Origin of the sequence: Vibrio vulnificus CMCP6 (genome assembly GCF_000039765.1) — a bacterium.
In the GTDB taxonomy this organism is placed as follows: Bacteria; Pseudomonadota; Gammaproteobacteria; order Enterobacterales; family Vibrionaceae; genus Vibrio; species Vibrio vulnificus_B.
Genome location: NC_004459.3, coordinates 2,687,723 through 2,707,345, shown reverse-complemented (window position 1 = coordinate 2,707,345; position 19,623 = coordinate 2,687,723). Strand labels below are relative to the sequence as shown.

At 46.6% G+C, this 19,623-nt stretch carries 15 protein-coding genes; 4 read left to right on the top strand and 11 right to left on the bottom strand.

Annotation, left to right across the window (positions count from 1 at the left end; translation table 11 throughout):
• Positions 1-9: 9 nt before the first annotated feature.
• From VV1_RS12680 to VV1_RS12665, 4 genes are read right to left on the bottom strand one after another with little or no spacing between them, the layout of a single operon-like run.
• Entirely contained in the window at positions 10-702 is a 693-nt protein-coding gene (locus VV1_RS12680; RefSeq protein WP_043877164.1) for a P-loop NTPase family protein, read from the bottom strand.
• The gene (locus tag VV1_RS12675; RefSeq protein ID WP_011080502.1) at positions 702-2,801 is read right to left on the bottom strand and encodes an SLBB domain-containing protein; all 2,100 of its coding nucleotides are present in this window, start codon (positions 2,799-2,801) and stop codon (positions 702-704) included. Before VV1_RS12675 ends, VV1_RS12680 begins: the two co-directional genes overlap by 1 nt.
• On the bottom strand, positions 2,798-3,640 hold the full coding sequence (locus VV1_RS12670) for an OmpA family protein (RefSeq protein ID WP_011080501.1): 843 nt from the start codon (positions 3,638-3,640) through the stop codon (positions 2,798-2,800). The genes VV1_RS12675 and VV1_RS12670 overlap by 4 nt, the downstream gene beginning before the upstream one ends.
• Before the next feature lie 31 nt (positions 3,641-3,671).
• On the bottom strand, positions 3,672-3,992 hold the full coding sequence (locus tag VV1_RS12665; RefSeq protein WP_011080500.1) for an STAS domain-containing protein: 321 nt from the start codon (positions 3,990-3,992) through the stop codon (positions 3,672-3,674).
• A 298-nt stretch (positions 3,993-4,290) separates the two neighbouring features.
• Here VV1_RS12665 and VV1_RS12660 point away from each other — a divergent pair, with 298 nt between their 5' ends.
• Both VV1_RS12660 and VV1_RS12655 read left to right on the top strand, forming a co-directional pair.
• Positions 4,291-5,133: a DNA ligase gene (locus VV1_RS12660; protein WP_011080499.1), complete on the top strand. Its 843-nt coding sequence runs from the start codon at positions 4,291-4,293 to the stop codon at positions 5,131-5,133.
• 251 nt (positions 5,134-5,384) lie between these two features.
• Positions 5,385-7,304, top strand: coding sequence for a tetratricopeptide repeat-containing diguanylate cyclase (locus VV1_RS12655; protein WP_011080498.1), 1,920 nt, complete (start codon positions 5,385-5,387; stop codon positions 7,302-7,304).
• Positions 7,305-7,407: 103 nt separating this feature from the next.
• Here the strand turns inward: VV1_RS12655 and VV1_RS12650 are convergent, their stop codons facing one another.
• Positions 7,408-7,890: a YajQ family cyclic di-GMP-binding protein gene (locus tag VV1_RS12650; protein WP_011080497.1), complete on the bottom strand. Its 483-nt coding sequence runs from the start codon at positions 7,888-7,890 to the stop codon at positions 7,408-7,410.
• A 25-nt stretch (positions 7,891-7,915) separates the two neighbouring features.
• A complete protein-coding gene (locus tag VV1_RS12645) occupies positions 7,916-8,968 on the bottom strand; it encodes a 3-deoxy-7-phosphoheptulonate synthase (protein WP_011080496.1) in 1,053 nt (350 codons plus the stop codon).
• A 340-nt stretch (positions 8,969-9,308) separates the two neighbouring features.
• On the opposite strand from VV1_RS12645, the gene VV1_RS12640 reads away from it, so the two are divergent.
• Positions 9,309-9,794 (top strand): PaaI family thioesterase, encoded by a 486-nt coding sequence (locus tag VV1_RS12640; RefSeq protein WP_011080495.1) that lies wholly within the window; start codon positions 9,309-9,311, stop codon positions 9,792-9,794.
• Positions 9,795-9,796: 2 nt separating this feature from the next.
• Here the strand turns inward: VV1_RS12640 and VV1_RS12635 are convergent, their stop codons facing one another.
• On the bottom strand, positions 9,797-11,155 hold the full coding sequence (locus VV1_RS12635) for a hypothetical protein (protein ID WP_011080494.1): 1,359 nt from the start codon (positions 11,153-11,155) through the stop codon (positions 9,797-9,799).
• A 96-nt stretch (positions 11,156-11,251) separates the two neighbouring features.
• Between VV1_RS12635 and VV1_RS12630 the strand changes: the two genes are divergently transcribed.
• Entirely contained in the window at positions 11,252-12,088 is an 837-nt protein-coding gene (locus tag VV1_RS12630) for a CvfB family protein (protein ID WP_011080493.1), read from the top strand.
• Between the two features lie 236 nt (positions 12,089-12,324).
• Here the strand turns inward: VV1_RS12630 and rsmF are convergent, their stop codons facing one another.
• From rsmF to VV1_RS12610, 4 genes are all read right to left on the bottom strand, one after another.
• Positions 12,325-13,743, bottom strand: coding sequence for a 16S rRNA (cytosine(1407)-C(5))-methyltransferase RsmF (gene rsmF / locus VV1_RS12625; RefSeq protein WP_011080492.1), 1,419 nt, complete (start codon positions 13,741-13,743; stop codon positions 12,325-12,327).
• 98 nt (positions 13,744-13,841) lie between these two features.
• On the bottom strand, positions 13,842-16,499 hold the full coding sequence (locus VV1_RS12620) for an MlaD family protein (RefSeq protein ID WP_011080491.1): 2,658 nt from the start codon (positions 16,497-16,499) through the stop codon (positions 13,842-13,844).
• Positions 16,483-17,745, bottom strand: a complete 1,263-nt coding sequence (locus tag VV1_RS12615) for a paraquat-inducible protein A (RefSeq protein WP_011080490.1) — start codon at positions 17,743-17,745, stop codon at positions 16,483-16,485. Before VV1_RS12615 ends, VV1_RS12620 begins: the two co-directional genes overlap by 17 nt.
• A gap of 39 nt (positions 17,746-17,784) precedes the next feature.
• Positions 17,785-19,584, bottom strand: coding sequence for an ABC transporter ATP-binding protein (locus tag VV1_RS12610; protein ID WP_011080489.1), 1,800 nt, complete (start codon positions 19,582-19,584; stop codon positions 17,785-17,787).
• Between the last annotated feature and the right edge of the window lie 39 nt (positions 19,585-19,623).

The window sequence follows — 19,623 nt, the reverse complement described above, 5'->3', positions numbered from 1 at the left end:
AGTCTCCAATCAATAGGGCAGATTCAAAAATTCGTTTTTATACAACCAGTTTTCTAAGCGCTTTCTTAAGCGTAGTGGAAGAAATTTGAATTTATTCAATTGTCTGACCAATTCTTCTGAAAAACTTGGCGAATCTTTCATGTTCAAAATGGTGCCAAGTAGATGAATGGATCGGGCATCGAGCAGACTTTGTGCCTGCAAAATTTGGTTTTCTGTTGTACTGCCATAGCAAGCGACAAGAATGGTGGCATCACACGCACTGGCGACGCTTTGTGCTGGCACATTTCCTTTATTGAGATTAAGTAGCGGCGAGGTATCAATAATGATGCGCTCATAGTGGCTTTGCCATTTATTGACGGCTGAGCACAAGTTGGCCGGATCTTTGTAGGAAAGCTGAACGGCCGTCTGGGTGGGCGCTGGCACGCCGACCAATACTTGATGGGTTTCATTGTGTTCGATGAGCATTCCTGGCTGCGCTTCGTGCTCGAAGCTATGCACATCGTGAAAAGCGGGCTTAAACAGATTGAGGTCGACATACAAGGTATGATGGCCCGCAAGAATGAATCGTTCAGCCAGCGCAGTCGCAATTGAGGTGACGCCGTCACCAGAGCTGCAGCCCGTGAGACAAATGGAGCGAATCTGTTCAAGCTCTGCTTTGAGATAGAGCTGTTCAATTTCGGCGTGAGTCGCGGGAATCATCATCATAATGCTCCTATTAATACCAAGGTGGTGGTGATTTGCAGCACATCGCGCAAACCTGCGCGTGCTTTTTCAATCAAGCTTTCATCGCGGCTCGGAATATAAATCGTGTCGCCTGCACGGATCACGGGAAGGTGGTAAATATTCGCGGTTTTGCTGAAACTCACGAGATCGAAGGTGCGCGCCTGCCCTTGGCAGCAAGACATATTAACCACGCTGATTTTCTCTAAATAAGCGCTTGAGCTTGGTCCACCAGCCTCCGCGAGTAAATCGAGGATCGTCATGTTGTCGTTAAAGGCGTAGCGTCCCGGTTTGTTCACAGCTCCTAGCACTCGAACGGTTGATTCTTTGCTGGTATCGAGCCAGTTTTTCTCCTTCTCTGGAATGTAGATGGTGTCTCCGGGCTTGACGTGAGGAAGAAGAGATTCATCTCCGGTTTCAAAATAGAGTGAGAGATTGAGTTTGCTGACCAGCGAGTAGCTTTTATCTCGGTGCGTGACGCGGATATTGTGAATATCAGCATCTTTGGTTGGCCCGTCAGCGGCAGACAAAATGTCAAGAAAGTGCATTTCATTGGTAAAGCGATAGCGCCCTGGCGCATTGACTTGACCAAAGACATAAATCGAGGCATCTGAGCTTTGTCTCACCCACTGTGATTTGTTGTCGGATGGGTCTTGTGGTAAATCGTGCACACGAATGATCGCGCCTGCATCAATGCGAGGCAGGGCTTTCGTTGGCGCACCTTGGCGAATAAAAGCATCGAGGTCAAACACTTGCATTTTGCCGCCGTTGACAACTTCGATCTTCGTTGTGTCAGCCCGTAATGTTGGGCCACCGACATGCGCCAGCAGATCCATCAAATCCATTTCGTCGGACCACTCGATGCGACCCGGACGAACCACTTCGCCCATGACAGCAACGGCGCGATCGGGGGCCACTTTAAGCCAGGACTTCTCGTTCATGTCGGTTTTTTCTGGGACAAAAATGGCGTCACCGGGCTGGATTTGTGGCACCTTGGTTTTGCCCAATCCTTCGGTGTGTGCGGTCAAATCAAATCGGATCACGCGTCCATCCGCTTTAAGCACACGAATTTGACGAGACTCAGCAAATCGGGTGGGGCCGCCGGCATTGGCAAGAATGTCCATAAAGGTGGCCCCAGGTTTGCCTTCATACGCGCCGGGGTGAGCCACTTCGCCCATGATATACACGGTGTTGGAGCTGGACTTGATCTCCTCTTCTTGACGAGGAACGAACACAGTGGAGCCGGGGGCGATATCGGGTAAAAGAGAAGAATCGCCGCTATCGAGGTATTTTTTTAGATTGAATACTTTGGGCTCATTGTTGGAAATCACTCGGATCTGTTCTACGCCAGCGTAACGTGTAACCCCACCTGAGCGCATCAAAATATCAACCAAGTTGGTGTCTGGTTTGTAACTGAACGAGCCCGGCGAGTTCACTTCACCGAACACTTTGATGCCTTTGGCAGAATCTGCGCTGTCACCACTGTCTGCCAGTTTTGCAGGATCAAACGTCTGCTCAATGTTGCCTACCAAAGGAGAGGCGGGAACGAAAAGCACGTCAAGCGACATCAACTGTGGTAACAACTCATCGTTGCCAGAGTCGAGAAATTGTTTGTAGTTAAACTCGCGACGGTCACTGCCCCGTTTTAACTGCATTTTGTCGAGTTGAGCGCCAGAGCGTAATCCCCCCGCGGCATGGAAAGCCATCTCAACGCTTGCGCCTTGCGGCAAAGTGTATTCACCCGGCTGTGAGACATAGCCTTGTACGGAAATCAGCATCTGCTGTTGTTTGACAAACACGCTGAGGTTACTCACATCACGAAAAACGGTGGCTAATGACTGTTTGACCGCGTTTTCCAATTGTGCCGATTGATAACCTGCGACATAAATCGGGCCAATCTCTGGCAGAGTGATTCGGCCACGTTTATCGACTTGGAATCCGCGATTGAGGCTCTCTTCACCTGGTAGGTTAATTTGGATCAGATCGCCCACCTGTACGCGCTCATCGGCAGCATGGCTTAGGATTGGCGCAATCATTAACAGCAAAAGAATGAGAGCGAGATAGCTTTTTGCGATGTTCATTGTACGCCTCCTGCATAGGGAGATGGTTCCGTATTCGCTGGCGATTGAATTTCGATGCTCACACGGCGATTGGTCAGGCGCACGGCGGCACTTTCACCATCAAACAAGGGCAGTTTTTCTCCCAGTGAATAGGTGGTGATGCGGTTGGGATCCAAACCGAAAATGGCTAAGTAACGTTTGACTTGCTCGGCTCTGTCCATCGCTAGTTTTTCGTTGTATGCCTCGTTACCGGTGGCATCCGCGTGGCCCGTCACGGTGAGGGTTAACGCGGTGTGCTCGCGCAATATATTGGCCGCTTTGGCAAGGTGGCCCATGTATTTGGGATTAATTTCCGCGGAATTCACCGCGAATTGATTGTCAATATTGAGGATGTCATAGAGCTCGTTAACGATATCCAACTGAAAACGGAAGGCGTCTTCATCACGTGGGGGAACGCATCGAGTGTGTGAAAGTACGTAGTCGAGCTGCTGTTCTAGTTGATGCAGACGTTTACGTTGAATGACCAAATCGTTCGCCGCATCGAGCAGCAATCCGCCTTGCAATTCACGAGCGATGCGATTTTGCAGCTCTAAGGCTTGTACCACAGAGGCAGGAAAGCACCATTTAGCGCCTTCGCGGATCAACGAATCTAAGTGCAATTTCGCCAGTTGCCAATCGAAGCGCATGCCATGTTCAGGACCGAGAGGTTCATCAGGCATGACCGGAGAAAAGTCGGCGTTTTCATAACTGATATTTTGATAACTCTCTGCCAATCCACCGCTGCCATGCTCAGGGTAGCTTGCACAACCTGAGATGAGCAGGGTGAAATAGAGCGTTGTAAACAGTAAGTGTTTTTGCATGCCAACCTCCGACGAATTTTTATTGTTATGGCTAAAACTGCTTGGAGTTAACGGGAATCGCGTGGTCAATACGCAGTAAGCTGATGATTTCGAGTGGCTGGCCGCGTACGTTTTCAATGCGCATGGTGCGTTCACGTTCAACCAATCTTTTATAGAGATAAACGATCGCCCCAATACCTGATGAATCGAGAAACTCAACACCACTCATATCGACTTCGATATCGGTATGGCGATCATTGTTGATCAACTCATCAATGTGAATTTGGGCTTGGCGGCTACCGTGGGCATCAAAATTACCAACGATAGACAGTGTGAGTGTTTGTTGATTGAGGTCGAGTGTGCTGAGTTCCATGTGACGTTCTCCTGTTGGGTGTCTTCAACAAAGAGCAGGTTGTATGCCAAAAATTACACTATAAAAATCAATTGGATAGATTGGAGTGTTTTAGGCTTCTCAAATCGAAATGATTTTTTCTCAATTTGAGAATCAGGAAAACACGTCTGAGAGCATGGAAAAATTGTAATTAATAGAACCCTTTTTCGATTTTTACTGAGTGCTGTCGCACATCATTTATGAACCTTGATACTGGACGTGAACATGGCGGGGAAATGCGATAAAAAACGCTAGAAAGGAAAGGATTAGGGGAAGCAGGATGCGTTTGACTATATTATCGATGGCGATTCTCGTCGCCATCCCTGTGATGGCTGAGGAAGAGCCATTGCCAATACCAGAGGTGATGCTTGCACAAACTTATGGGCATGGAGTGAAGATCAACGATTATTGGTATAGCGAAAAATTGGATGGTATTCGGGCGTATTGGACTGGCACTCAATTGCTTACTCGCAATGGCAATCGAATTTATGCTCCGACGTGGTTTATTGAAGCATTACCACCGATGGCGCTCGATGGTGAGTTATGGGCCGGACGAGGTAATTTTCACATTGTGCAGCAGACAGTGCTGGACGCCACGCCCGATGAGCATGCTTGGAAGCAGATTGACTTTATGGTTTTTGACCTGCCAGAGTCAGCGGGTGATTACCAAAAGCGCTACTATACCCTGATCGATTTAGTGAAAAACATCGACGCGAGGCACATCAAATTTGTTGAGCACAAACCGATCGTCAGCGAAGCACAGCTTTTTGAAAAACTGGATGCCATTACGGGCATCAGTGGTGAAGGGGTGATGCTTAGGAATATCACCAGCCGCTACCAAGCGGGGCGGGGCAATGATCTACTGAAACTGAAGAAGTACAGTGATGCAGAAGCGACGGTCATTGGTTATAAGCCAGGGAGTGGCCGTTTAATGGGTATGCTAGGCGCATTGTTGGTGCGGCTCGATGATGGTACCGAGTTCTATATCGGTAGTGGTTTCACCGACGAACAACGCAAAAATCCCCCTGCTATTGGTGCGACTGTTACTTATCGACACAATGGTTTCACTAACAGCGGCAAACCCAAATTTGCCCGATATCTGCGAGAGCGTCTTCCAGAATAAAGGGCTTTATTAGCAGAACTTTTAACTGAAATGCATTGGTTGTGTGACGAATGTCTTGCGTTATAGAGTTGGAAATTATATATAACGCAATCACCATGTTTTTTGTGTGTTTATTATCCGTGTGCGCTATGAAATGATGGTTTTCATAGTTCCGCTTTATCGTTTTGCTCTGTCGTCAGCGTTACTTTGATAACGTGGCACTGCGATAACCCCATATTCAAGGAAGAGCGAATCTGAGTCAGTAATGCCGAATGTCATCAAAAGCTAAACCGTTATTCATATCACTTTTTTCTGCTCTCATTCCAACTGTGGTTTTTGCCGAGCCTCATGCTTTACCTTGCGATCTCTACTTAGATGAGTTCATCTCCGAGCAAGATCACATTTACCTTCAGTACTACGTGGATTCGCTACGCTACCCACAAATCACGGCAAATAAAGCGTTCGTTTATCCAGAAAATGGCAGTGATAACGCCAAAGCCTTGTATTTGTTTGCTAAAAACAATCTCTTTAAGTACGAAGGAAAAGAAAGCTCCAACTTACCCGAAGTGCTTGAGTTGGCAGAGCAAACGGATCAGCAATGGATTAAGGCTGAAGCGAAGTTAACGCAAGGTCGCGGGCTGATGACCCAAAATCAGTTTCGCCAAGCAGAGGCGTATTTTCTTGAAGCGCAAGAGATGGCAAATGCGATTGGCTACCAGTCTTTAGAAGGGCGCGCGCTAAAATGGCTCGGCAATGTAGCCTATGAGTTTACCGATTTTACGGTGGCGCTGAATCAGTATCATCGTGCGTTAGAGATTTTTGAACAGAATGAAGAGCCGCTTCAGGCTTCTATGGTGCTCAATAATATCTCCACTGTGTACATGGATAGCAAAGATTGGCAACGTGCGGAGCAGTTCAATCGTCAGTCTAATCGACTCTATGACTCCAATCATTTCAAAAACACTTTGTTTGAAGCCATCTTACTCACGAATGCCAGTGTGATTGATGGAGCCATGGGACGTAAAGAGTCTGAGCTAAAAAACATCAGATTGGCATATGAAAAGGCCGGCGTGGCAGGGGCCAGCTATCTAAAAATTAAAACCCTAGTTAACATGACGGAAGTATTGCTGAGGCAAGAGCACACGCAACTCGCCATGGAAACAGGTTTAGAATGTCTCAAATTTTCACAGCAAAACGGCACTGAGAGTCAAATTGCTCATTGCCAAGACATTCTTGCGGAAGTGTTCCTTGTCGAAAATGAACTCAAAGCTGCCACCAGCTATATCCAGTTGGCATTGAAGCAGTTTGAAGAAGATAAAGAGACCATTGCGATCATCGAAGCGCTAAAAACATTGTCGCGAATTCAACAGCAATCGGGTGATCTCAAGTCTGCACTGCAAACTTATCAAACCGCGTCGCAGTTAGAGCAAAAATACCTAACCGAATCGTTTAACTCTGACGTGGCGATTGTCAGAGGTCGGCTCGATGAAAAACTCGCTTCGCAAGAGCTGATGTTGCTTGAGGCGCAAAACGCCTTGCAATTGACCCAACTGGAAGCGCAAAAATTACGTGAATGGGCCTATATGCTGGCCGTAACTCTATTCTCGTTTCTCGCATATCTGCTTTGGCGTAAGCTCAAAGCAAGCCAACGTTTACAACAAGCATTGACGCAACAAAACGTGCAACTAGAGACGCAATCTATGATTGATCCTCTCACGCGGGTCAACAATCGCAGCTATCTGGATAAATGGTGGCAAAGCATCAGCAACAAGTCAGACACCATGAACACGCCGAAATGCTTGGCCGTAGTTGATATCGATCATTTCAAACAGATCAATGATACCTATGGACATCAAGTGGGGGATGATGTGCTGTCAAAAGTGGCCGACATGCTTAGCTGCTGTACACGCGGTGACGACTTACTGCTTCGATGGGGGGGAGAAGAGTTTGTTTTGGTATTGAATCTAACTTGCCAACAGGCCCATCAGACATTAACTAGGCTGCAAGAAGCGATTTCGCGCACTGAAATTGCCGCGTCGGATGAGGTTGTCGCCGTTACGGTTTCGATTGGTGCGGTTTGTGTCTCTTCGGCTCATGAATTGCAGCAAAATTGGGAACCCTATTTATTTCAAGCCGATGAAGCGTTATATGACATCAAACGCGGTGGCAGAAATGGCGTAAAAGTCATCTGAGTCCATTTTCTTTTTTCCTTTCTGCGCAGTGTTTATTATGTCGCAGATAAACAAAAAGCCTCATCAGAGGCTTTTTTCGTTGGATATGATCGCGATATCGCGATTAATCACGGAAGTTATTGAACTGGAACGGTTGGCCAAGTTCTGCGGCACGAATTGCTGCAATAGTCTCTTGCAAATCGTCGCGTTTTTTACCCGTTACGCGAACTTTGTCGCCTTGGATAGAAGCTTGTACTTTCAGTTTGGCATCTTTAATCAGCTTAACGATTTTTTTCGCCATTGGCGTTTCAATGCCTTGCAGGAAAACAATGTCTTGATGCCAATTTTTGCCTGTCTGCTCAGCCGTTTTCGCATCCATAGAGTTTGCGTCAACGCCACGCTTAGCAAGGTGACCACGTAAAATATCGCGCATTTGCTTTAACTGGAAGTCACCTTCAGCAGAGACTTTTACCGTTTGCTCTACTAGCTCAAAGCTAGCTTGCACGTTACGAAAATCAAAACGAGTCGAAAGCTCACGGTTTGAGTTGTCTACAGCGTTGCGTAGTTCAACGGTATCGATTTCAGAAACAATGTCAAATGACGGCATGGTTTAAGTTCCTATAGTTATTATCTTAACGGCTTTCTTTTACAGCAGTCGCAAGCATGTCCAGCATTTGCGCTGTGTGTTCCCAGCTTAGGCAAGGGTCAGTGATCGATTGGCCGTAGGTCAAGTTATCAAGGTCAGTCATCGGCTGATTGCCTTCGGTAATAAAGCTTTCTGCCATGATGCCTGCGATATAAGTGCTGCCTGCTTTTAGCTGGTTACAAATGTCTTGCGCGACATCGAGCTGTTTACGATGTTGCTTTTCACAGTTCGCGTGACTGAAATCAACGATCAAACGCTGTGGCAAATCGAACTCAGCCAGTGATTGACAGGCAGACTCAACCGATTTTGCATCAAAGTTAGGGCCGGTATCACCACCACGCAGAATAATGTGTCCATATGGGTTACCACTGGTGCGGTAAACGGTCATGCGGCCATTTTTATCTGGAGAGTAGAAGTAATGCGAAGCTTTTGATGCTCGAATTGCGTCAATCGCAATTTTCACGTTGCCGTTGGTGCCGTTTTTAAAGCCAACCGGGCAGGAGAGTGCAGATGCCATTTCACGGTGAATTTGCGATTCAGTGGTTCGAGCACCAATCGCGCCCCAAGTGATCAAATCAGCAATATATTGACCAGTGATCATGTCAAGAAACTCAGTTGCGGTAGCAAGGCCAAGTTTGTTGATGTCGAGCAATAGCTTACGTGCTTTATGCAGGCCTGCTTCTAGTGCGTAAGAGCCATCCAGATTTGGGTCGGTAATGAGGCCTTTCCAGCCCACCACAGTGCGTGGTTTTTCAAAGTAGGTGCGCATAACGATGAACAGCTCATCGCGATACAGCTCTTGAATCGAGCTTAAACGCGTCGCGTAATCAATCGCGGCTTCAGTATCGTGCACAGAGCAAGGACCGACAATCACCAAAAGGCGGTTGTCCTTACCCGTTAAAATATCTTCAATTTGTCTGCGAGATTTCGCAATTCGCTCGGCCACATCGTCGGTAATCGGATGGGCTTGGCTCAACTCAGCGGGAGTTGGCATTGGACCCAAAGGTTGGGTTCTCAATTCATCTGTTTTTAGTGGCATGTGATAGCTTTGTATTTTATTACGAAGCGGTAAAGATAACGGAATTAGCCACAGGAATAAACCATTTAACGGGATTCTTAGCCATCTATTTACGTGTCAAACTGTAAAGCTGGCGTGAATTAAAATGAATATAAGCGTAAGTGAAACAGTATGAGTAACTGTTAATAAATAAAAGCCTTAATGAAAAGGGAGTTAATGAACATTTTCCACTGAATTGATGATGAATCGCGGGGATAAATTCGTGATGGACTCAGCGACTTGATGATTTTTGTTAACAATTCTTTGACAACTGGCGCTGTGCGCAGGAAACTGGTCAGACTAGTTATGAGGAAACGCCACTATGCTTACGTCACTACAAAAAGCCAATCTTTATCTCAATATGTTTGGGTTTTCTAAAGTCCCACTGATCTGGTTGTGTCGCCCCAAAATCATTGCCATTGATGAAAAAATGGTGGAAGTGAAAATCCCCCTTAGAAAACGAACAAAGAATCACCTGAATAGCATGTACTTCGGTGCATTAGCCGTTGGTGCGGATGTGGCAGGTGGTTTTTTGGCGATGAGCAAAGCCAAAAATCAAGGAGAGAAAATTTCCTTGGCGTTTAAGGGCGTAAAGGCGGAATTTCTAAAAAGGCCAGAGGCGGATGTGCATTTTGTTTGCCATGATGGCCCTTTGATCGACCAAATGCTGGCTCAAACCATGCAAACAGGTGAAAGGGTTAATCAAGATGTTCGAATTACCGCGCTTTGTCCCACCTTGCATGGGGATGAGCCGATGGCCGAATTTGATTTAACCCTATCGATTAAAAAAGTGACGCCTAGGGCGTAACGCTAGGTTTCAGGTTGTTCGATTTTCTCGATGGCAACAATTTTCGAGCGATTCATGACAATTTTCCAGCGGTAGTAAACGGGCTCACCTTGGTGGGTGTTTTCTTTCACAATCAGATTAAAGAGATGGCGTTTTTCCACTGATTCGCGACTGACTTGCCCATCTTGTAGCCGATAGATACGGTTGCTGCCTTTGTCCATCAAACGTGTAAATGGTCTTAAACTGATGTTGAACGTTTCGCGTGTTTGCTCATAGCCACTCAAAAAGCGAGACGTCGACATTTCCGTTTTGGCGTGGTAGTGAAGAATTTGCTCTTCACGCTGAACCACACGTCGTTTGCGAATGGCTTGAATGCGATCCGGCAGTTTATTGATGACGGTGTAATCTAACCATTCCAACTTGTGGCCGACCTCTTTCCCTGTTGTGGGGTCGGTGTATTTACGACGCCACTTCGGCTTACCTTTGCGGATCCAACGCCACATCATGTCACGTAAGTCATCTTTAAAGATTTCACGTAAAGCATAAATGATCGACATGGCGACGATGAATGACGCAGAAATTTCGCCAAGATAATCTCGCGCAGAAATGACCGTGGTTGTGACAAACACCATCACAAGACCCGTTGCCAAGCCTTTGATCATGCGTTTGATGTTCTTGCCTAGTGAGGTGGTTTTTTCATTCAACACAATCGGGTGCTCAATCAAGCGGCGCAGTAAACGCATTTTGTTGGTCATGCGCGTTGCATCGTCTGCTGCGTTGGATGAGTTGTACTTATTGAGTTTTCGATGTGCTTGCTCTTTTTCGCAGAGAGTGATTAAGCGATCCTTGATGGTGCTGTAATCTCCTTCACGTGGTAAGTGGGCAACTAAGGCAAGAAATTTTTGTTCTGTGTACCAAGAAAGATAGTTGTCGATGTTGACGTAATAACGCTTAAGAATCTCTTCATACGGGATAGAGCGGCGTAGCCGTTTGAGGATATCGAGAGAAATCTCAATCACCTCATCGACTTGATCTTCGGTGACGCCGTCACTGGATTGCTCATTCAGTTTAGCCACGGCTTTATCGAGTGCAATAACGTATTGATAAGCAAACAAACTCAAGCTAACACGATACTGAGTGTTGGATAAACGCCCCCGCTGCGCTAATCGGCTGTGTACCAGCGGAAGTAGCGTTTTGTCACTGTAATAAGAACGCTTTTGCACCACAGAGGTATAGTAAAACTCAGATTCAGAGAGCACTTCAGGCGTTAGCCCAAGCTCTCCAGGTACGAATAGGTAGAAGTCGAGATCGAGTTTTTTACTTGCCCCCATAATATGGCTGATCTTGAGGGTGATGGAGTCTTGTTTATCGACTGAAATCAACGAAATACCCTATTTGATAAATAATTGTATTGAGACTTGCGCAAGAATAGCAGAGATCACGTATAATCTCTGCAAATTTGCAGTGAGATATATTCAATGATTAAAGTTGGTCAAATTAACAACTTAGAAGTAACTAAACGCACAGATTTTGGTGTATTCCTAGATGGAAAAGACTACGGCAGCATTTTACTGGCAAACAAACATGTGCCAGAAGGTTGTGACGTCGGCGCTCAAATCGATGTCTTTATTTACTTTGACTCCGACAATCAATTGGCTGCTACAACTGAAACGCCAATCGCACAAGTGGGCGAATGGGGCTTGATGAAGGTTGAGGGGGTCAACAGCACGGGTGCTTTTGTTAACTGGGGCATCAAAGAGAAAGATCTGCTAGTGCCATACAGTGAGCAACGCAGTCGTTTTACCGCTGGTCAATCGATTCTCGTGTATGTATACACCGATAAAGCCTCTGGCCGAATTGTCGGCACCACCAAATTCAATAAGCTGCTTGATAAAACGCCAGCGAATTACATCCGCAACGAGCAAGTGGATCTGATCATTGCTGAGCGCAGTCAGTTGGGCTTCAAAGCGATTGTGAACGGTTCACACTGGGGCATGATTTTTCCATCGGATGTTTTTGGCAAGCTGTTTATTGGCAAGAAACTGAAGGGATACATCAAAAACGTTCGTGAAGATGGCAAAATTGACCTTGCATTGCAAAAAGTGGGCGTTGCCAAAATGGACGATCTTTCTGAAAAAGTCCTCGAGCTACTTGAAAAGAAAGGGGGCTTTTTGCCACTCAACGATAAGTCGACTCCAGAGGCAATTTTTACGGCTTTTCGCACTAGCAAAGGGACATACAAGAAAACCATCGGCGGATTGTTTAAAGCAGGCAAGATCGTCATTGAGAAAGATGGTATTCGCGCGGTGAAGTAATCACTGGTCATTCTTGCCAGAAAAAAAGAGGCCCATCGGTTCCGTCGGTGGGCCTAGGGGAAATGGCTCTTAAGAGCCTGCGCTAAACGGTGTTGCTATGTGAATGGTAAGAATGTTACTGGAGGGGAGATTCTTACTTGGGTTTCACATCCAACTGATCCTAAGTGTAGTACAGGCTTACTGCGCTGCTTGGTTCTCAGACTCACGCAGCGCTGATTCTGGAAGCAGTCTTAGATTTAGAACAAATTCTTATCTCTGACTAATTCTCGCGGTAATCCATTCTTAATTTTGTTACTTACCCACTTACCCAAACCAATAATTGCGCCTTGGTAGCGAACGAAAACTTCGCCTTTGCCACTGTTTTCTGGGTAGATATCGCGGCCCATAAACCATTCGCGTGCGGCATCGGTGTCAATGTCCACAACGGTTTTCTCATCGCCACTGGCTAGTGTTGTCGCAATCTGATGCTGCCAACGATAGCCATTCTTGTGCTTTTCAGCCAGCTTGATCCCCATGCGAGAGAAACGCAGTTCACCCAGCATGGGTTCTAAAGCATTAGGGAAGAGCCAAACATCGTTGTCTCGTAACCAAATGGTGCTGTCCGCTGGTAAACTGATATCGAGTGAATCAGAGAGGGATTTTTCAATCAAAGCGCTCTCTTTTTTACTCGCTTTTTGAAATGGAAACTTACCCATTTTCTTGTTGACGTCTGGACTGTTGACCGACGCCAGTTTGCGAATACGCGCGACGAAGAAACCTTCACTGTCGTACACTTGCGGGAAAATATGCAGAAACCCATCTTCTGTTAGCGCTTTCTCTGCGCCATCAAAGAGCGAGCTCAAACTTTCAAACGCCACTGCATCGCCAAAAGTGTGTTTTAGATGGTGACAAACTTGCTGGTTTTCTTCTTCGCTCAATGTGCAGGTTGAGTAAACCATGACACCGCCCGGTTTGAGCGCTTGAAACGCACTTTCGATCAAATCTTTTTGTGTCGCGGCAATTTCCAGTACCGATTCTTGGGACCAGTTTTTCATGGCATCTTCGTCTTTACGCACGGTGCCTTCACCTGAACAAGGGGCGTCAAGCAACACGGCGTCAAACGATTCCGGTAGCCAACCACCAAACACGCGGCCATCAAAGTTACTCAATGCTGCATTTCGAACACCACAACGTTCAATGTTGGCGTGAAGCACTTTCACTCGGCTTGCAGCATACTCGTTCGCGACCAAAATGCCTTGGTTGTTCATTAATGCTGCGATTTGTGTGGTTTTAGAGCCAGGTGCCGCGGCGGTATCCAGCACCGATTCAAATTGGTTTTCACCCAGAAAGAGCGCGCTAACTGGCATCATTGAGCTGGCTTCTTGAATATAGAACAAACCGCACATATGCTCAGCCGTGTTGCCAAGCGGCACTTTGCTTTCATCTGCCTCAATCCAAAAACCGGTTTCACACCAAGGAACAGGGTGAAGCGTCCAACCTTTCTCTTGCGCGATGGTCAGAAAGGCATCAACGGAGATCTTGAGCGTGTTGACGCGGATACTTTTACGCAGTGGCTGCTGACAATAGGCGATAAAGTCGTCCATGTTCAAGGCGCTAGGTAGGATGGTTTTGATTTTTTCCAGAAAGGTTTCTGGCAGATAGACGTTTGAATGCACAGTAGGGTTCCAGGTGCCAATATGGGAGGGGAATGATAAACGAATTGGCGAGCAGACAAAAATAAAAATGCAGCCCGAAAGCTGCATTTAGAGTCACACTAAGGTTTAGGAATGGCCGTTCGCCACTTTTTCCAATCTTCCTCGGCTTTGTCGTAGAGGAAAAATGCTTGGCCTTGCTGCGCGATAGGCTCTAATTGTTTTTGCGGTGGAGTTGCGAAGGCAATGCCACCTCGAACCAAGCTATCAAATGAGCCAGCTTTAATGTTGGCACCGGATAGGCCTATTGAAACGTCTACGCCAGACACATTCCAAAACAGGCTGTTTTGTCTGACCAAATAAGCGTATTCGTTTTGAATCTCGATACTAAAGACAACACGATCAGCAAACTTACCAAGCTGGACATCGGTCACGCTGCCCACTTCCATATCGCGATAAAGAATCGGCGTTCCAACACTGACTGAGCCACGATGCTCACTTTGTAGTGTAAACACAGTTCCTGTTGGATGAGGTGGCTTATTGGCTAATTCAAAACTGAATGCCGCTTTCCCTTTGCCTGGCTCTACCTGGATGTATTTGCTGATTAGGGCGTCGATGTTTTTTACCCCATTTAGGCCAATTTTGGGTTCCGCTAACCAAAAATGCGAACCTTGCAAAGCAACATTGGCGACGTATTCTGGCAGAATTCTTGCTGATGCCTCTACGATGCCTTTGTTGAAATCAGGCGCCACCAGCGTGATTTCTCCTACCTTGACCCCTTGATACTGGATCGCCATTCCTTTGCTGAGGGATTGGCCTCCATCGGTTCTGAGTGTAATGATTCGACCAAATTTACGCGCTTGGTTTTGGTCCGGATAGAGTTTCCAATGCTGCCCAGTTTTGTTCTCAATGCCAGCAACCGTGTCAAAAGCAATCCCACCTTGTAGTAGTGTTTTAAGCGGAGCGGCTTTGATCGCCACACCAGCCAAGCTGGCGTCCACTTCGACGCCCGAGCGGTTCCAAAACACCGTTTGATCATTGATGAGATGCTTATAACGATTCTCGATGCTGATAGTGACTTCGACGCCACCGTTGGCTAAGGAGAAGTCCGAGACGCTACCGACGGGTAGGTTACGGTAGAGAAGGGGGCTTCCTTTTGAAATCGGCGGTAATTCTGCAGCAAACAGGGTCAATGTTTGCGAGCCTGTTTGATTGAACTTTGCCAACTCGGCAAGTGAGCGACTTTGGAACAGCTGATAGGTTGGATTTGCGTTGTTTTTTCCTTCACTGACGAAGCTAATCGAGCCTGTGAGTAGCTGTTTAGCGGGCGGTACAGTGACACTCAGGCCAGATTCAGTCAGCTCAGCGGTTGCACTGCCCGTTACGAAAAAGCGGTTGTTGGCGCGAATTAAATAGGCGTATTGTTTGTCGATGAGGACATCAAGATACACTTCATTGGCAGGTTGACGGGCTGTTTTTTCGTCCAACAGGCCGACTTTGATCACCGAACCAACAACAATCCCTTTGTAAAGGATGTTCGCACCCGCATCGAGACCGTACGAGCTGTCGGACAAGAGACGTACAGACAAGGACTTAGCTTGTTGTTGTGAATATTCCTCTTTTTTAATCGCAGTAAAGCGGCGAGATTTTTCCCCGTCACCGGGAATGATGGTAAGGAAGTTACCGCGAACCAAATTGCTGATGTTTTCGACACCAGAAAGCGACACTTTGGCTTCTTCTAATACAAAATCACTGCCTGTTGTCAGCATGTCGCTAAAGGCGGGTTGAATAGCGGCATTGGCAATAATCACCTCACGCCCTTCTGAAAGCGAAAGATTGGTAATTTCACCTACTTCAATGCCTCGGTACATAATCGGTGCGCCGTTAGAGCTAATGTTATGACCATCGGGGAGGGTGATTTGTACCGAAATCCCACGGCCAGCGGTTTTGAGGTCGCGATACAAACGAAACTGAGCATTTTTCTCCACGGGTTCACCATCATCTGGCGAATCGACCGCGATGGCGCCGCCAAATAAGGCGCTCATGCTTTCCAAACGTACATCCACACCTTCAAAGCCAATGCTGGCCCCAATGCCACTGACGTTCCAAAATCGGCTCTGCTGGTTAATGATGTGGCGATATTCATCGTCAATTCGAGCAAGAATGGTCACCGATTTACCGTTTTCCGCTAAGCGGTAACTGTACACTTCGCCGATAGGGATCTTCTTGTAAACAATTTTAGAACCAATCGAGACGCCACCCAAATCGCGGGCACGTAAGGTGATCGTCAGCCCTTTTTCGGCAAGAATATCGGTGGGCGCGCTATCAAGAGCATAAAACACGGTTTCGGCTTCATCGTCGTCATTGCCGGGTTGAATAGCGATGTAGTTACCAGAAACCAAAGCATCAAGACCAGAAATACCGGAGAGACTGGCCGTTGGTTTTACCAACCAAAAACGGGTGTTTTTGTTGAGGAGCTGAGTCGCTTCGGGATAAATATCGGCATCGACGTAGATATTAGAAAGGTCTTTGGAGAGGTTAATATCTCGCACCATGCCAACTTCTAAGCCTTGATAGCGAATCGTTGTACGACCTGCAACCAATCCTTGTGCGTCAGAAAAGTAAATTTGAACTCGTTGCCCTGCATCGTGGATCGCCTTCGCGACCAACCATCCCGCAAGCAGCATGGTTAAGATAGGCAAAATCCAAAGGGGAGAAATCCCTTTGTTCTTTCGCACATCAGGAGTGTAAGATTTTTGCGAACTATTTTGTTTGCTCATGCAATGACTCATCTTTATTTGCATCTGAGTAGTTGTCCCAGATTAATCGGGGATCAATACTTTCTGCGGCCAACATGGTTAACACAACCACCATACCAAATGCGACCGCTCCATATCCGGGAGTAAAATCGAGAATTTGACCTCGATCGACTAAGGTCATCATGATCGAGATGACAAAAAGATCCATCACAGACCATTTACCAATCCATTTAACAAAGAAGTAAATGGTCATTCTCTGCCGATGGTAAATCGTACGTTTGAAATGGATGCACAAAAGTATGTAAGTCAAACCGAGTATCTTAGCGACGGGCACCACAATACTGGCGACAAAAATGATCACGGCGATGCCATGCATGCCGTTTTTAATTAAGGATGCAACACCCGAAAAAATCGTATCTTCTAGCCGTTGCCCATTAGTGATCAGAATCGAAATAGGGATCAAGTTGGCAGGGAAAATCGCGACAGTGGCTGCGATTAAATAGGCCCATGTTTTTTGTAACGAGTGCGGTTTGCGATGGTGTAGAGGGCTATGGCAGCGAATGCATTGCTCTGCTTCGGGTTGAGACATGTGACAGCTGTGGCAGTGGACATGCTTTTCTTCGAGCGAGTAGTGGCTCTCTGCATGCCATGTTTCCCAATATCGCCTGACACTGACGCGAGTTATGAGCAAGACACTAAAAAGTTGCAATAGGAGCAAGCCAATTAAGCCTGGCCCAACGAAAATATCGGAATAGTCTTGCAGTTTAAAACATGAGATGGCGATGCTGACGAGGAAGACATCCAGCATCATCCAGTGTTTAAGATTTTGTACGATTTCCAGTGAATACTTGAGCACTCGAAACCAGCGATAACGCAACGCCATATGAGCGGTTACTACGGCACTGCACACTAATAAGGGGGCTAACGAGCTGCAAAACATGATCAGCAGTGAAAGCGCGACAAAGCCTTCATCCATTAATGTCAACATACCGGATGGGAGTGTTGCAGGGATCATAACGCCGAAAAGTCGAATGCTGATAAAGTTAAAAAAGTGAGAAGGGATAAACAGCATCAAGCAGGTGATCGCGATGGCGAGGTTACCAGAAAGGCTTGGGTTGCCACCACGATAGAGCTGGGTACCACACCTTGGGCAATATGCGCTGCGGCCTTTGGCAACATGCAACACATCGACGGGAAGTTCGCACCCTTGGCACAAACGGACTTTTTCAATTTGGGTTTGATGCTGATGAGTAGTAGGAGAGGTCATTGCGACCTCTCAAAATGGGCGATAGAGGACGTGCTGCCACTAGCTGGCATGCGATTGGACACTGCCATAAAGTGTTTGATACAAGCCATCTTGCTCAACCAGCTCAGTATGTGTCCCGCTTTGTGTAACTTGTCCATCTTCCAATACATAGATCAAATCCGCTTGTTTTACCGCAGACAATCGGTGTGCCACGATAAGCGTTGTCTTTCCTTTCAAATATTCATTAAGCGCTCTATGGAGCGCCGCTTCGGTTGCGGTATCTAACGCTGAGGTTGCTTCATCCAAAATCACAAATTGAGGATCACTCAATACCATGCGAGCAATAGCTAAACGCTGTCTTTGGCCTCCGGATAAACGTATCCCATTTCGGCCCACTTGCGTATCCAACCCAGCAGTTAACTGCGAAATAACGTCTTGCAGTTGAGCGATTTCCAACGCTTGCCACAGCGCGCTTTCGTCATAGTCGCCACCAAGGGTCAGATTATGCCTTAGGCTGTCATTAAATAGTATAGGTTGTTGTAATACAACAGCAATTTTTTCACGAATTAACTCAAAACCAATATCATCGCTGGACTCATTATTGTAACGAATGACTCCGCTGTCTTGCCGGTAGACACCAATAAGCAGCTGAATTAATGTGGACTTTCCACCACCACTTGCGCCAACGAGAGCGACTTTCTTTCCCGCTGGGATTCGTAAATTCAACTGATTTAATACAGTGGTTTCACTGTTGTAAGAGAAGCTGACATTTTCGACCGAAACATCAATTTCTTTGCCATCAGTGAAAGGATTGACTTTCGACTCAGGTCTATACTCTTCCTCCAGTTCCAAAAGCGCGTTGATGCGAGCAAGCGCCGCTTTCGCGCTATACCAAGAAAACTGGATACCTAGCAGTTCTTGAACCGGAGTCAGCATGAACCAAAGATAACCAAAAACAGCAAAAATTTGGCCAATCGTGAGATCACTAAAGAGCACCATGAGCATCGCAACGGCACGAAACAGCTCAAAACCAAGTAAAAAGAGCAAAAAGGAGACTCTACCCGCGGCTTCGGATTGCCAAGCATATTTGTCTGCGTTGAGTCGGACTTGATCAGCTTGCTGTTTGAGCTCAGAGAGAAACTCTCGTTCCTTATTGGCTGCTCTCAATTGATAAATGCCATCAAGGGTTTCAACTAGGCGATTTTGAAACTGCTCAAATGCTTGGTTTTCACGCTTTTTGAGATGTTTAACTTTGCTGCCTAGTTTTCTAGAGAAGTAAATAACGATAGGGTTGACTAAGAGGATAAACAAGCCAAGTCGCCATTCCAGCCATAGGAGAACACCTGCAGTGCCGATGACGGTAAGCAAGCTAATCACGAACTTCGCTAAGGTGCTGCCGATGAATTGGTCAATGGTCTCGATGTCTGTGATGAGGTGTGCGTTGATGCCTCCGCTACCTCGAGTCTCATATTGACGAATACTGATGCGACCGAGTTTATCGATCATCTTAGCGCGCATTTGATAAGTAATGGTTTTTGAGACCAAGGTGAACTGGCGGCTCTGTAAAATGTTTAATGCTTGGCTGGTGATACGCATCAGAATCACCAGTAACAAAGTCAAGAAGATATACCCTGTCGGTGTTTGCCAGGCTTGAGGCAATAGGGTATTCATGGCTGCTAATCCTTTACCAGGTTGATCAAGTAACACTTCGTCAACCATGAGTGGCATGAGTAGAGGAATAGGGACGCTAACCAAAGTGGCAACAATGGCAATGAGGTTCGCAAACACAAGCTTAGATTTGTGTTTTTTTGCTTGTGTTAAAAGCCAGGAGCGGCTAATAGTGTCGGATGTCGATAACATTATAATGAGAATAAGTCCTATTTATATTAGAGTCAGCAT